Origin of the sequence: Pseudomonas fluorescens, assembly GCF_900636825.1 — a bacterium.
GTDB lineage: Bacteria > Pseudomonadota > Gammaproteobacteria > Pseudomonadales > Pseudomonadaceae > Aquipseudomonas > Aquipseudomonas fluorescens_BG.
This window is the reverse complement of sequence record NZ_LR134318.1, coordinates 1,022,040-1,035,874: the sequence shown is the minus strand read 5'-3', so window position 1 is coordinate 1,035,874 and position 13,835 is coordinate 1,022,040. Positions and strand designations below refer to the sequence as shown.

Annotated in this window: 19 protein-coding genes; 10 read left to right on the top strand and 9 right to left on the bottom strand. The window is 58.8% G+C overall.

Translation table 11 applies throughout. From position 1 onward, the window contains the following. Nucleotides 1–34: 34 nt before the first annotated feature. The 8 genes from hisG to EL257_RS04625 all read right to left on the bottom strand — a co-directional run bounded on the left by hisG (nucleotide 35) and on the right by EL257_RS04625 (nucleotide 5,473). Complete coding sequence (gene hisG, locus EL257_RS04660; RefSeq protein ID WP_007967226.1) at nucleotides 35–670, bottom strand: ATP phosphoribosyltransferase; 636 nt, start codon at nucleotides 668–670, stop codon at nucleotides 35–37. A gap of 128 nt (nucleotides 671–798) precedes the next feature. Further along, complete coding sequence (murA, locus tag EL257_RS04655; protein ID WP_126360229.1) at nucleotides 799–2,064, bottom strand: UDP-N-acetylglucosamine 1-carboxyvinyltransferase; 1,266 nt, start codon at nucleotides 2,062–2,064, stop codon at nucleotides 799–801. A 22-nt stretch (nucleotides 2,065–2,086) separates the two neighbouring features. Then, nucleotides 2,087–2,326: a BolA family protein gene (locus tag EL257_RS04650; protein WP_016771670.1), complete on the bottom strand. Its 240-nt coding sequence runs from the start codon at nucleotides 2,324–2,326 to the stop codon at nucleotides 2,087–2,089. Between the two features lie 115 nt (nucleotides 2,327–2,441). Next, nucleotides 2,442–2,747, bottom strand: a complete 306-nt coding sequence (locus EL257_RS04645) for an STAS domain-containing protein (RefSeq protein ID WP_126360227.1) — start codon at nucleotides 2,745–2,747, stop codon at nucleotides 2,442–2,444. Beyond that, the gene (locus EL257_RS04640; RefSeq protein WP_126360225.1) at nucleotides 2,744–3,388 is read right to left on the bottom strand and encodes an MlaC/ttg2D family ABC transporter substrate-binding protein; all 645 of its coding nucleotides are present in this window, start codon (nucleotides 3,386–3,388) and stop codon (nucleotides 2,744–2,746) included. Before EL257_RS04640 ends, EL257_RS04645 begins: the two co-directional genes overlap by 4 nt. Before the next feature lie 11 nt (nucleotides 3,389–3,399). After that, a complete protein-coding gene (gene mlaD, locus EL257_RS04635) occupies nucleotides 3,400–3,867 on the bottom strand; it encodes an outer membrane lipid asymmetry maintenance protein MlaD (protein WP_126360223.1) in 468 nt (155 codons plus the stop codon). Then, nucleotides 3,867–4,664, bottom strand: coding sequence for a lipid asymmetry maintenance ABC transporter permease subunit MlaE (mlaE, locus tag EL257_RS04630; protein WP_126360221.1), 798 nt, complete (start codon nucleotides 4,662–4,664; stop codon nucleotides 3,867–3,869). Before mlaE ends, mlaD begins: the two co-directional genes overlap by 1 nt. Beyond that, the gene (locus EL257_RS04625) at nucleotides 4,664–5,473 is read right to left on the bottom strand and encodes an ATP-binding cassette domain-containing protein (RefSeq protein WP_126360219.1); all 810 of its coding nucleotides are present in this window, start codon (nucleotides 5,471–5,473) and stop codon (nucleotides 4,664–4,666) included. Before EL257_RS04625 ends, mlaE begins: the two co-directional genes overlap by 1 nt. Nucleotides 5,474–5,746: 273 nt before the next feature. On the opposite strand from EL257_RS04625, the gene EL257_RS04620 reads away from it, so the two are divergent. From EL257_RS04620 to EL257_RS04575, 10 genes are all read left to right on the top strand, one after another. Then, nucleotides 5,747–6,721, top strand: a complete 975-nt coding sequence (locus EL257_RS04620) for a KpsF/GutQ family sugar-phosphate isomerase (RefSeq protein WP_126360217.1) — start codon at nucleotides 5,747–5,749, stop codon at nucleotides 6,719–6,721. After that, complete coding sequence (locus EL257_RS04615) at nucleotides 6,721–7,245, top strand: KdsC family phosphatase (RefSeq protein ID WP_126360215.1); 525 nt, start codon at nucleotides 6,721–6,723, stop codon at nucleotides 7,243–7,245. The genes EL257_RS04620 and EL257_RS04615 overlap by 1 nt, the downstream gene beginning before the upstream one ends. An 8-nt stretch (nucleotides 7,246–7,253) precedes the next feature. After that, complete coding sequence (gene lptC, locus EL257_RS04610; RefSeq protein ID WP_126360213.1) at nucleotides 7,254–7,826, top strand: LPS export ABC transporter periplasmic protein LptC; 573 nt, start codon at nucleotides 7,254–7,256, stop codon at nucleotides 7,824–7,826. Further along, nucleotides 7,813–8,358: a lipopolysaccharide transport periplasmic protein LptA gene (lptA, locus tag EL257_RS04605; protein WP_126360211.1), complete on the top strand. Its 546-nt coding sequence runs from the start codon at nucleotides 7,813–7,815 to the stop codon at nucleotides 8,356–8,358. The genes lptC and lptA overlap by 14 nt, the downstream gene beginning before the upstream one ends. Next, on the top strand, nucleotides 8,358–9,083 hold the full coding sequence (gene lptB / locus EL257_RS04600) for an LPS export ABC transporter ATP-binding protein (protein ID WP_008085069.1): 726 nt from the start codon (nucleotides 8,358–8,360) through the stop codon (nucleotides 9,081–9,083). Before lptA ends, lptB begins: the two co-directional genes overlap by 1 nt. Before the next feature lie 187 nt (nucleotides 9,084–9,270). Then, nucleotides 9,271–10,764, top strand: a complete 1,494-nt coding sequence (locus EL257_RS04595) for an RNA polymerase factor sigma-54 (protein WP_126360209.1) — start codon at nucleotides 9,271–9,273, stop codon at nucleotides 10,762–10,764. Between the two features lie 73 nt (nucleotides 10,765–10,837). Next, a complete protein-coding gene (gene hpf, locus EL257_RS04590; RefSeq protein ID WP_126360207.1) occupies nucleotides 10,838–11,146 on the top strand; it encodes a ribosome hibernation-promoting factor, HPF/YfiA family in 309 nt (102 codons plus the stop codon). Nucleotides 11,147–11,158: 12 nt separating this feature from the next. Then, nucleotides 11,159–11,623, top strand: coding sequence for a PTS IIA-like nitrogen regulatory protein PtsN (gene ptsN, locus EL257_RS04585; RefSeq protein WP_126360205.1), 465 nt, complete (start codon nucleotides 11,159–11,161; stop codon nucleotides 11,621–11,623). 2 nt (nucleotides 11,624–11,625) lie between these two features. Beyond that, the gene (gene rapZ / locus EL257_RS04580) at nucleotides 11,626–12,483 is read left to right on the top strand and encodes an RNase adapter RapZ (protein WP_126360203.1); all 858 of its coding nucleotides are present in this window, start codon (nucleotides 11,626–11,628) and stop codon (nucleotides 12,481–12,483) included. Between the two features lie 15 nt (nucleotides 12,484–12,498). Next, complete coding sequence (locus EL257_RS04575; protein WP_126360201.1) at nucleotides 12,499–12,774, top strand: HPr family phosphocarrier protein; 276 nt, start codon at nucleotides 12,499–12,501, stop codon at nucleotides 12,772–12,774. A 148-nt stretch (nucleotides 12,775–12,922) separates the two neighbouring features. Here the strand turns inward: EL257_RS04575 and EL257_RS04570 are convergent, their stop codons facing one another. Continuing rightward, nucleotides 12,923–13,816: a ZIP family metal transporter gene (locus tag EL257_RS04570; RefSeq protein WP_126360199.1), complete on the bottom strand. Its 894-nt coding sequence runs from the start codon at nucleotides 13,814–13,816 to the stop codon at nucleotides 12,923–12,925. Between the last annotated feature and the right edge of the window lie 19 nt (nucleotides 13,817–13,835).

Here is a 13,835-nt window from a genome sequence, read left to right as displayed (position 1 = left end):
GATAGACGGCGCGACCTCGGGTCGCGCAGGTAAATCAGCCGCGGTGTCGAGACTCTACTGCATTGCGCAGGGTGTCGATCAACGCCTGGATACGGGCGTGTTGCATTTTCATCGAAGCCTTGTTGACCACCAGACGCGAGCTGATCGTAGCGATCAGTTCCTGGGGTTCCAGGCCGTTGGCGCGCAGCGTGTTGCCGGTATCGACCACGTCGATGATCTTGTCGGCGAGACCGATCAGCGGCGCCAGTTCCATCGAACCATAGAGCTTGATGATGTCGACCTGACGGCCCTGCTCGGCGTAGTAACGCTTGGCGACATTGACGAACTTGGTCGCCACGCGCAGGCGGCCCTTGGGCTCGGCCGCACCGATCTTGCCGGCGGTCATGAGTTTGCACTGGGCGATCTGCAGATCCAGCGGCTCGTAGAGGCCTTGGCCTGTGTATTCCATCAGCACGTCTTTACCGGCCACGCCGAGGTCGGCCGCGCCATGTTCAACGTACGTCGGCACGTCGGTGGCGCGCACGATCAGCAGACGAACGTCGTCCTGGGTCGTGGGGATGATCAGCTTGCGGCTCTTGTCCGGATTCTCGGTCGGCACAATGCCCGCTTCGGCGAGAAGCGGCAGGGTATCGTCAAGGATGCGGCCCTTGGACAGTGCGATGGTCAACATGGGAAACGTCAGTCCTTATCAAGGTACTCATGTCCGGTCGCAATCGGCGCCGGACACACATCGAGGGTGCGTACACCCTCGACTCGAAACGAATTCAATGGACACGTCCGTGTGTCCGAATGCAGCAATCAGCCCGGAACGCGACGGATCTTGGCGCCCAGCATCTGCAGTTTTTCTTCGATGCACTCGTAGCCACGGTCTATGTGGTAGATGCGATCGATGAGGGTGTCGCCTTCGGCAACCAGCGCCGAGATCACCAGACTGGCCGAAGCACGCAGGTCGGTAGCCATCACTGGCGCGCCCTTGAGGGTTTCGGTGCCGGTGACGATGGCAGTGTTGCCTTCAACCTGGATCTTGGCGCCCATGCGGTGCAGCTCGTAGACGTGCATGAATCGGTTTTCGAAGATCGTCTCGATCACCGCACCAGTGCCTTCGGCAATGGCGTTGAGCGAGATGAACTGCGCCTGCATGTCGGTCGGGAACGCCGGGTACGGCGCGGTGCGCACGTTTACCGCTTTCGGGCGCTTGCCGTGCATGTTCAGTTCGATCCAGTCTTCGCCGCAGGTGATTTCGGCACCAGCTTCGCGGAGCTTTTCAAGCACTGCTTCGAGGATGGTCGGATCGGTGTCCTTGACCTTCACGCGGCCACCGGTCACGGCAGCGGCGACCAGATAAGTGCCGGTTTCGATACGGTCAGGCATGACTTTATAGAACGCCGAACCCAGACGTTCGACGCCGTCGATGGTGATGGTGTCGGTGCCGGCACCGGAAACCTTCGCGCCCATAGCGTTGAGGAAGTTGGCCAGATCGACCACTTCCGGCTCGCGAGCGGCGTTTTGCAACACGCTGCGACCTTTGGCCAGTGCAGCGGCCATCATGATGTTCTCGGTACCAGTCACGCTGACGGTGTCGAAGAAGAAGTGCGCGCCGCGCAGGCCACCTTCAGGCGCCTTGGCCTTGATGTAGCCACCTTCAACGTCGATGACCGCGCCCATGGCTTCGAGGCCACGGATGTGCAGGTCTACCGGACGCGAACCGATGGCGCAACCGCCAGGCAGTGCGACTTCGGCTTCACCGAAACGCGCAACCATCGGGCCCAGCACCAGAATCGACGCACGCATGGTTTTCACCAATTCGTACGGTGCGATCAGGGTCTTGATGGTGCGCGGGTCGATTTCGACGCTGAGCTTCTCGTCGATCACCGGTTCGATGCCCATGCGACCGAACAGCTCGATCATGGTGGTGATGTCGTGCAGGTGCGGCAGGTTGCCAACGGTCACCGGGCCATCGCACAGCAGCGTGGCGGCCAGAATTGGCAGGGCGGAGTTCTTCGCGCCGGAAATGCGGATCTCGCCATCAAGACGAGCGCCACCGGTAATAATCAATTTATCCATTAGTATCTCGACGCCCTAGGGCTCAGGTGCGCTCGGCCCAGGCCGCGCGGCTGAAAAATTTCATAGTGACCGCATGGATGCTGCCATCGGTGATCCATGGGTTCAAATGGGCATAGACCTGCTGCTGACGCTTCACCGGGCTCAAGGCCGCCAGTTCATCGCTAATCACGTTCAGCTGGAAGTTGCAGCCTTCACCTTCAACTTCTACCAACGTTCCGGGCAGCTTTCCTTCAAGGAAGCTCTTCACTTCTACGGCCTGCATGCTCAACCTCAATCGGCGCCCTGTGCGCACGGGTCGGACATCATACAAAAAAGCCCCGCGCCTGCGAACCCCGCAACGCAGGACTCTGACGGGGGGCCTCTTTATAGATGTGGGTTCAGGGGTGCGCCAACAACTCGGTCAATTCACTGACCTGAGCGATTTCGCGCATGTCTTCAGGCATTGCGCGGATGCTGACGGTCTTGCCGGCCGCCTGCGCATCGCGCATGAAGCACAGCAGCAGGGACAAGCCGACGCTGCTGGACTTCTTCACCGCCGAGCAATCGATCACAAGCGCTGCCGCCTTGCTGGACTTGATCAGCGCCTGACCTTCCTTGCGCAAATCAGGCCCGGTGCGGTAATCCAGCACTCCGCTGAGCGAAAGCTCATCGACATCACTCATACGAACGGCGGCCTCACTCATTGTGGCGTGTTCTTTTCGGTGGATTCCTTGGCCTTGGCCACTTCACCGGCCCAGCCATTGATGGTCTTGTCCAGATCGTTGCCATTGCGCTGCATGGCGTCGGCGAACTGGTCACGGAACAGCTTGCCGATGTTGATACCGTTGATGATCACGTTACGCAGTTTCCACTCGCCGTTGATCTTCTCCAGCGTGTACTGCACAGGATAGATCGCGCCATTGCTGCCTTTGACGGTCATGTTGACGCTGGTGCGGTCGCCCGACTCGTCTTTGGCCGGATCAACGGTGATGCCCTGGTTGTTGTACTCAAGCAGCGCGTTACCGTAGAACTGGAACAGGCCTTTTTTGAAGTTTTCCTGGAAAGTCTGCATCTGCGCTGGCGTAGCCTTGCGCGAATACTTCACCGTCATGATGCTTTTGGAAATGCCTTCGGCATCCACAACCGGCCCGACGATGTTGTTGAGCGCTGCGTAGAAGTCGCTCGGATCCTGCTTGTACTTCTCTTTATTGGCCGCCAGGTCAGACAGCAACCGGTTGGTCGTGTCCTGAACCAGGTCGTGTGCCGATTGCCCCGGTGCAGCGTTAGCCATCAGCGGCAATGCCGCGAGTAACACCAACAGGCCACGTCGCAAGATAGAGATCATTCAAAAGCTCCTCATTTGGCGTCTTTGCTAACGGTATTGAGCAGGAATTTACCGATCAGGTCTTCCAGTACCAGTGACGACTGCGTGTCGTGGATGGTTCCACCATCTTTCAACTGGGTGTCTTCGCCGCCGACGCTGATACCGATGTATTTCTCGCCCAGCAGACCCGCGGTGAGAATAGACGCTGTGGAATCAACCGGCAGATTGTCGACCTTTTTATCAACCTGCAGCGTGACACGACCGGTAAAGCTGTCGCGATCCAGATCGATGGCCGTGACCTTGCCGATGGTTACACCGGCCATGGTCACTTTGGCTCTGACGGTCAGACCGGCGATATTGTCGAAATAGGCGTACAGCTTGTACGTGTCGGTGGTCGACGTCGGAGACAGGCCACTGACGCGCAATGCGAGCAGCAGCAAAGCCAGGATCCCTGCCAGCAGGAACAGGCCGACACCGATTTCCAGGGTGCGGTTTTGCATCAGAAATCTCCAAACATCAAAGCGGTCAGAATAAAGTCCAGGCCGAGCACTGCCAGCGAGGCATACACCACGGTCTTGGTGGTGGCACGACTGATTCCCTCGGAAGTGGGTTCACAGTCATAGCCTTGGAATACGGCGATCCAGGTCACAACGAAGGCGAAAACGATACTTTTGATCACGCCATTGAGCACGTCACTGGTGAAGTTGACGCTGTTCTGCATGTTCGCCCAGTACGAGCCTTCATACACGCCCAGCCAGTCGACGGCCACCCACGAACCACCCCAGATGCCCACCACGCTGAAAATCATCGCCAGCACCGGCAGGGAAATGAAGCCGGCCCACAGACGCGGGGCAATGATGTACTTGAGCGGATCGACACCGATCATTTCCAGACTGGAAAGCTGTTCGGTAGATTTCATGTTGCCGATTTCAGCGGTGAGCGCCGAACCGGCGCGGCCAGCGAACAACAGTGCTGTCACGACCGGGCCGAGTTCGCGCAGCAACGTCAGGGCAACCATCTGCCCGACCGCCTGCTCTGAACCGTAGCTCGACAGAATACTGAAGCCCTGCAGCGCCAGAACCATGCCGATGAAGATCCCCGAAACGACGATGATCACCAGCGACATCACGCCGACCGAGTGCAGCTGTTTGACCAGCAGGCCAAAACCGCCGCTGATCCCGCCGCGCCCGAGCAAGGCGTGAAACAGGAACAGCGTGGCACGACCGAACACCGCAATGGCGTCGATCGCTGCAGCGCCGAACCGGCGTACGCGTTCTAATAATGAAATTCTGCGCATCAGCGCTTCCCCAGAAGATCTGCGCGGTAATCCGTCGCTGGAAAATGGTACGGCACCGGGCCATCTGGATCTCCGGTCATGAATTGCCGGATACGCGGCTCATCCGAATTCAGCAATTCATCCGGCGTGCCCTGCCCCAGCACCTGACCATCACCCACTACATAGATGTAGTCGGCGATGCTCGCGGTCTCGGCCAGATCGTGGGAGACCACGATGCTGGTGATGCCCAGCGCATCGTTGAGCAGACGGATCAGGCGCACCAGCACACCCATGGCGATGGGATCCTGACCGACAAAGGGTTCGTCATACATGAGAATCTGCGGGTCGAGCGCGATGGCTCGGGCCAGTGCAACGCGGCGCTTCATGCCACCGGACAACTCGTCGGGCATCAACTCAATGGCACCGCGCAAACCGACCGCCTGCAACTTGAGCAAGACGATGTCGCGGATCATTTCTTCCGGCAGCTCGGTATGAACGCGCAGGGGAAAAGCGACGTTCTCGAACACATCGAGATCGGTGAACAGCGCGCCGCTCTGGAACAGCACACCCATGTGCTTGCGCGCATCGAACAGATCACTGCGCGACAGCTTCGGCAGGTTCTGACCGTTGACCCAGACTTCGCCGCTGGCGGGACGCAACTGTGCGCCCATCAACCGCAGCAGCGTGGTCTTGCCACAACCGGAAGGCCCCATGATGCCGGTGACCTTGCCGCGCGGGATGCGAATATCGACGTTATTGAAAATGCTGCGCGCACCGCGCTTGAAGGAGACTCCCTTCAGCTCGACCGCGTAGGCGTTATCGGCACTCATCTAAACTCCTTGCGATGCAGCCTCTCACTCGGACGCCTGTCTTTCATCAGAAAGCACATCATCCCGGGCAGGCCGAACTGGCGGCGAACTATATCACTGCAAAGGCCAAGCGCCCAAGCATGAACCCTGCCGCAATCAGCGACAGGACAGGGCCGAAGCCACTTTTGAAGGGTTTTGGTAACGAGTAATGACAAAGCACGACGAACTTGCGTGAGGCTTTGCAACATAACCGCTATAATCGCCGCCTTTTCATCGGGCTATACGATTTCTGACATGAGCCAATCCAGCGACCTGATTCAATCGGCACAACGCACCATCCAGCTCGAAGTGGAGGCCGTCCAAGGCTTGTTGCCCCATATCGACGCCGATTTCGTGCGCGCTTGCGAGATGATTCTGGCCAGCAAAGGCCGTGTGGTCGTGGTCGGCATGGGCAAGTCGGGGCATGTTGGTAACAAGATTGCCGCGACCCTGGCTAGTACCGGGACGCCGGCGTTTTTCGTACACCCGGCGGAGGCGAGCCACGGCGACATGGGCATGATCACCCGCGATGACGTGATCCTGGCTTTGTCCAATTCCGGCTCGACCAACGAAATCGTGACCCTGCTGCCGCTGATCAAGCGCCTGGGCATCCAGTTGATCAGCGTTACCGGCAACCCGCAATCGCCACTGGCCAAGGCCGCCGAGGTCAATCTCAATGTCCACGTCGAGCAGGAAGCCTGTCCGCTGAACCTGGCACCGACCTCCTCCACCACCGCGGCGCTGGTGATGGGCGACGCTCTGGCTGTTGCATTGCTCGAAGCGCGCGGCTTTACCGCTGAAGATTTCGCCTTCTCCCATCCGGGCGGCGCGTTGGGCCGTCGCTTGTTGCTGAAAGTGGAAAACGTCATGCACGCCGGCCAGGAGCTGCCGCAAGTACAGCGCGGCACGCTGCTCAAGGACGCCCTCATGGAAATGACCCGCAAAGGCCTGGGAATGACCGTGATCCTTGAAACCGACGGCAAACTGGCCGGGATCTTCACCGACGGCGATTTGCGCCGCACGCTGGATCGCAGCATCGACATCCGCAGCGCCACCATCGACCAGGTGATGACCGCTCACGGCAAGACCGCCCGGCCCGAGATGCTCGCCGCCGAAGCCCTGAAAATCATGGAAGACCATCGAATCAACGCACTGGTAGTCGTCGATGAGGAGGATCGCCCGATCGGCGCGTTCAACCTCTCCGATCTGCTGCGCGCAGGAGTCATGTAATGAGCAACGATCTGCTGCAACGCGGCAAAGCGATCAAACTGGCGGTGTTCGACGTCGATGGCGTCCTCACCGACGGCCGCCTGTACTTCCTCGAAGACGGCAGTGAATTCAAGACGTTCAATACCCTCGATGGCCAAGGCATCAAAATGTTGATGAATGCTGGCGTACAAACCGCCATCATCAGCGGTCGCAAGACCCCGGTGGTCGAGCGTCGCGCGAAAAACCTGGGCATCCCGCACCTGTTTCAGGGGCGCGAAGATAAATTGGTGGTGCTGGACGGCCTGCTCGAACAACTGGGCCTAAGCTATGAAGAAGTCGCTTACCTCGGTGACGACCTGCCTGACCTGCCGGTGATTCGCCGCGTCGGCCTGGGCATGGCGGTCGCCAATGCGGCCGATTTCGTCCGAGAACGCGCCCATGGCGTTACCCGCGCCCGTGGCGGCGAAGGTGCCGCCCGCGAATTCTGTGAGTTGATCCTGCGCGCCCAGGGCCGCCTCGATGCCGCCAACGCTGCGTATCTGTGAGCCAGACCATGTTTAGCAAAAAATTTCGTAACTTTCTGTTGTTCGGCTGCATCGCGGCGATCTTCGCCGCCGTCGGCTACTGGAACATCAGTCCGGAACGCTTCCTCGACAAGCCACCGACTTCGACGGTGGACAACCCTATCGACTGGTATGCAACCAACACGCATACCGTGCAGTACCTGCCGGACGGCAAAGTGCAGTACGAAATGACGTCCGACAAAGCCGAGCACGTCAAGGCAACCGACATCACCCTGGTCACCAAACCCGACTTGAACATGTACCGCGGCACGGATTTTCCGTGGCACGTGACCAGTGAGCGCGGCGAAGTGAACTCGGGCGGTACCGAAGTCGAATTGATCGATTCGGTGCGCGTAAAGCGTACCGATGAAAAGAAACGTGACACGCTGATCACTTCCACTCGCATGACAGTGTTCCCGCAGCGGGAATATGCGCAGACCGAGCAACCCGTTAGAATCGAGGGCGCTGGCGGTGTATCGACTGGCGTAGGAATGAAAGCGTACCTGAAGGAAAGCAGGATACACCTGCAATCGAACGTAAGAGGACAGTATGAGGCTCGTTAAAACCCTCCCTATTTTGCTCAGTCTGGGCGCAGCACTGGGAAGCGTGAGCGCCTGGTCCCTGCCGAACGATCAGGAGCAGCCAATCCGCATTCAGGCCGACGACGCCCAGCTGGACGACAAGAATGGCGTCGCCACCTACAAAGGTGACGTGATCATTACCCAGGGTTCCATGATCGTCAAAGGCAACACCGTGACCATCACCCGCACCCAGACCGGTGATATCGACGTGGTGACTTCGGTCGGCAACCTTGCTTACTTCGAACAGCTGCAAACCGCTGGCGACACCAAGCCTGTGCAGGGCTGGGGCGTGACGATTCAATACCACGCCGCGCAAAATCGCGTCGTGCTGATCGACAAGGCCAAGGTTGTCGACAAGGACAACAACACCACTCAGGGCGAGAAAATCGTCTACGACACGGTGAAAAAACTGGCCAGCGCCGGTCGCGCTACCGGCAGCAAAGTCACCGAAGCGCGTCCGCGCATCGACATGGTGATCCAGCCGAAGAAGAAAACCGACGAGAAAACCCAGTAATGGCAACTCTGAAAGCTCAGCACCTGGCCAAGGCCTATAAAAGCCGCCAGGTCGTGCGTGATGTCAGCCTGTCGATCGACAGCGGCCAGATCGTCGGCCTGCTCGGCCCCAACGGCGCCGGCAAGACCACCTGTTTCTACATGATCGTCGGCCTGGTGCAGGCCGATCAGGGTCGCGTTTTGATCGATGATCTGGACGTCAGCCATCAGCCCATGCACGGCCGCGCGAAGGCTGGCATCGGCTATCTGCCGCAAGAAGCGTCGATCTTCCGCAAACTGTCGGTGGCCGACAACATCATGGCCATCCTCGAAACGCGCCAGGAGCTCGACAAGGCCGGCCGCCGCAAAGAGCTGGAAAGCCTGTTGCAGGAGTTCCACATCAGCCACATCCGCGACAACCTCGGCATGAGCCTGTCCGGTGGTGAGCGCCGCCGGGTTGAAATCGCCCGCGCCCTGGCAACCGCACCGAAATTCATCCTGCTCGACGAACCGTTCGCCGGTGTCGACCCGATCTCGGTCGGCGACATCAAGCAAATCATCCATCACCTCAAGGCCAAGGGCATCGGTGTGCTGATCACCGACCACAACGTGCGTGAGACGCTGGATATCTGCGAAACGGCTTACATCGTCAATGACGGCCAGCTGATCGCCGAGGGCGATGCCGAGACCATCCTTGCCAACGATCTGGTGAAGGAAGTCTATCTGGGTCACGAATTCCGCCTGTAAGCATGAACATGCCCGGGTGAGCTGCGGGGGCGCTGTATCGATGAAGCAGCTTTTTATACGCTTTAATTGTTACAGCGCTCTAGGCAAACACTTCAGTTTCAGGCATATAATTTGCTTAATTTTGGCGCTCCGGCGCCCTGTAGTGGATGGCGCACAGCGCCGGCGAATAAGGTGTTAAGCCCCTGCCATGAAACCATCGCTAGTCTTGAGAATGGGCCAGCAGCTGACGATGACACCGCAGCTGCAACAGGCCATCCGCCTGCTCCAATTGTCGACCCTGGATCTGCAACAGGAAATTCAGGAGGCGCTGGAATCCAATCCGATGCTCGAACGCCAGGAAGAAGGCGACGACTTCGACAACTCGGACCCATTGGCCGACAACGCTGAACAGAAGCCCAACACCGACATCCAGGAACCGTCCTATCAGGAAACTGCGCCGACAGTAGACAATCTCGAGGACGGCGAGTGGAACGAGCGAATCCCCAACGAGCTTCCGGTCGATACCGCCTGGGAAGACGTCTACCAGACCAGCGCGAGCAGCCTGCCCAGCAGTGATGACGACGAGTGGGATTTCACCACGCGCACCTCTGCCGGCGAAAGTCTGCAAAGCCACCTGCTCTGGCAACTCAATCTGGCACCGATGTCGGACACCGATCGGCTGATCGCCGTGACCCTGATCGATTGCATCAACAATCAGGGCTACCTGGACGAAAGCCTCGAAGAAATCCTCGAAGCGTTCGATCCGGAACTGGACATCGAACTGGACGAAATCGAAGCCGTCCTGCACCGCATCCAGCAATTCGAACCGGCGGGTATCGGTGCCCGCAACCTGAGCGAATGTCTGCTGCTGCAACTGCGTCAGCTACCCGCCAAGACGCTTTGGCTCAACGAAGCGAAACGCTTGGTCAGCGACTATATCGACCTGCTCGGCAGTCGCGATTACAGCCAGTTGATGCGCCGCATGAAGCTCAAGGAAGATGAGCTGCGTCAGGTCATCGAACTGGTGCAGACCCTCAATCCGCGTCCAGGCTCGCAGATCGAGTCGACCGAAGCCGAATATGTCGTCCCGGACGTCATCGTGCGCAAGCACAATGAGCGCTGGCTGGTCGAACTCAATCAGGAATCGGTACCGCGCCTGCGCGTCAATGCTCAGTACGCCGGTTTCGTCCGCCGCGCTGATACCAGCGCTGACAACACCTTCATGCGCAATCAGTTGCAGGAAGCTCGCTGGTTCATCAAGAGCCTGCAAAGCCGCAACGAAACGTTGATGAAAGTAGCCACCCAGATCGTCGAGCATCAGCGCGGTTTTCTGGAGTATGGCGACGAAGCGATGAAACCGCTGGTCCTGCATGACATCGCCGAAGCGGTGGGCATGCACGAATCGACCATTTCCCGCGTGACCACGCAGAAATTCATGCATACCCCGCGCGGTATTTATGAGCTGAAATACTTTTTCTCCAGCCACGTCAGCACCTCCGAAGGCGGCGAATGCTCGTCCACGGCGATCCGCGCGATCATCAAGAAACTGGTTGCGGCGGAAAATCAGAAAAAGCCGTTGAGTGACAGCAAGATCGCTGGTTTACTGGAGGCACAAGGCATTCAGGTGGCTCGCCGCACCGTCGCCAAGTACCGCGAATCCCTCGGAATCGCGCCTTCGAGCGAACGCAAGCGGTTGATGTAAGCCACGTTACAGCGTTCCAGTGGCAGGCTTTTCGGCCTGCCGCTTTATGCACTGGCAACGAAGGAGAAGCTGTATGCAAGTCAACATCAGTGGACACCAACTGGAAGTGACCGAACCCCTGCGCATCTACATCGGCGAAAAACTCGACCGACTGGAGCGGCATTTCGACAAGATCACCAATGTTCAGGTAATTCTTAACGTCGAAAAGCTGAAGCAGAAAATCGAAGCCACGCTGCATATTCCCGGCGGAGAAGTGGTTGCCAATGCCGAGCATGACGACATGTATGCCGCCATTGACCTGCTGACCGACAAGCTGGATCGCCAACTCAAAAAGCATAAGGAAAAGACCCAGAGCCTCCTCCAGGGCGCGACCGGTCGTTAACACCCCTATCCCATGATCCGACTTGAAACCATCCTGACCCCCGGCCGTTCCCAAGTGAACGCGCCGGGCGGCAGCAAGAAAAAAGCCCTCGAACAGATTGCCAACCTGATCCACCGCGAAGTGCCGGATCTGGCAATGCAAGATGTCTTCGAGGCTCTGATTGCCCGTGAAAAACTCGGTTCCACCGGTTTTGGCAACGGCATCGCCATTCCCCACTGCCGCCTCAAGGGTTGCACGGCACCAGTCAGTGCCTTGCTGCACCTCGAAGCCCCTATCGATTTCGACGCCATCGACGGCGCTCCGGTAGATCTGCTGTTCGTGCTGCTGGTCCCGGAAGCCGCTACCGATGCGCATCTGGAGTTGTTGCGCCAGATCGCCAGCATGCTCGATCGCAAGGAAGTGCGCGAAAAACTGCGTAACGCTCCGAGCAACGAAGCCTTGTACCAGGTTGTACTGGACGAGCAGAACGGGCATTAATCATGCGTTTGATCATCGTCAGTGGCCGTTCGGGCTCGGGTAAAAGTACCGCGCTGAATGTCCTCGAGGACAACGGCTACTATTGCATCGACAATTTGCCGGCAGGCTTGCTGCCAGAGCTGGCCGAGCGCGCCTTGATCCACACGGAACTGGCGCAACCGCTGGTCGCCGTGTCGATCGACGCCCGAAACTTGCCCAGCCATCTGTCACGCTTCCCAGAACTGCTTGAAGATGCCAGAAGCAAGCATATCCAGTGCGATGTGCTTTATCTGGACGCCGACGAGGAGACTTTGCTCAAGCGGTTTTCCGAGACCCGTCGTCGTCACCCGCTGAGCAACGCCAACCGTTCTCTGGCCGAGGCGATTCACGATGAATCTGCCCTGCTCGGCCCTATCGCCGACCTCGCCGACCTGAAGATCAACACCACCAATCTGAATCTGTACCAGCTGCGCGACACCATCAAGCTGCGTCTGCTGAATCAGCCAGAGCCAGGTACGGCGTTTCTGATCGAGTCATTCGGTTTCAAGCGCGGCATGCCGGTGGATGCGGACCTGGTTTTCGACGTGCGCTGCCTGCCCAATCCGTACTGGAAACCAGAGTTGCGCGAGCAATCCGGTCTCGACGCGGCGGTCGCTGAATATTTGGCAGAACAGCCCGATGTCGAAGAAATGTACCAAGATATCTTTGCCTACCTGAACAAGTGGCTGCCCCGCTTCGCCGCCAGCAACCGCGCCTACGTCACCATTGCCATTGGCTGTACCGGCGGACACCACCGCTCCGTCTACCTGACCGAACGCCTGGGTCAGGCCCTGCAGAAAACCCTGAAGAACGTCCAGGTTCGCCACCGCGACCTCACCTAAAGGATTCACACCGCGATGCCTGCACGTGAAATCGAAATCATCAATAAACTGGGTTTGCATGCCCGCGCGTCGGCCAAGTTCGTTGGCGTGGCTGGGCAATATCCGGATTGCACGATCAGAGTGGGTCGCACACCCGAAACTACAGTCGATGGCAAAAGCATCATGGCGATGATGATGCTGGCGGCTGGCAAGGGCACGAAAATCTATTTGAGCACCGAAGGGCATCAGGAACAGGAAGCGCTGGATGCGTTGGTGGCGTTGATTAACAACTACTTCGATGAAGGCGGCTGACAGCCAAAGTCAAAAGATCGTCCGATCGCGGCCCGAGCCTGCGGCAGCTCCTACAGGGATCAGGTGCGACGCCGTAACCGTATTTGCACCTCGCAAGGTAGGAGCTGCCGCAGGCTCGGGCCGCGATCGGACGATCTTTTGATCTTATTCAACCCAACGCCGTATCCATCACCATCATCAGACAAAACCCGCTCAACAAGCCAAGACTGGCCAGTTTGTCATGACCATTGCGTCGCGACTCGGGGATCACTTCGTGGGTCACCACCAGCAACATCGCCCCTGCCGCCAAAGCCAAGCCCAAGGGCAAAAGTACCTGCGCCAGGCTCACCAGCCATGCGCACAACAAGGCGAATACCGGTTCGACCAGACCTGACGCCGCGCCGATCAGAAACGCCTTGACCCGCGACATCCCCGCCCCCGCCAGCACCAAAGCAATCACCAGACCTTCCGGGACGTCTTGCAAAGCGATGCCCATGGCCAGGCTGTCCGCATCCGCCATACCACCGCCGGCCGACACGCCGACCGCCATACCCTCCGGGATGTTATGGGCGATGATGGCAAATACGAAAAGCCAGATCCGCGGCGGGATCGCCGGATGCTCAACCGTGCCAACGAGCATTTCCGGAGATGCCCCCGAGACCCGGCGATCAACCAGATACAGACCAAGCGCGCCGAGCATGATGCCGAAGCAGATCAGGCCACTGGCGCCCCACGGCGTCAGGCCAAGACTTTCGGCTGCCGCAATACCCGGCACGATCAGCGAGAACGCCGTTGCCGCCAACATGACCCCGGCACCAAACCCCAGCAAGGTGTCACTGAGTGCCTGAGGCATACGCCGGATCACCAGCACCGGAACCGCGCCCAGCGCCGTGCCGAGCGCGCAGATCGCACCACCCTGCAGCGCCCGCAACAGTCTGGGCTGCAGATCCAGCCATTCCAGGCCATGAGCGGCGAGCAAAGTCATGCCCGCCAACAGCAACAACGATCCCACTGCGTACCGAAACATACGCCCACTGCCGATCGTCAGTGTTTCAGTGCCCATAGTCAGCCCTGGATTGTTT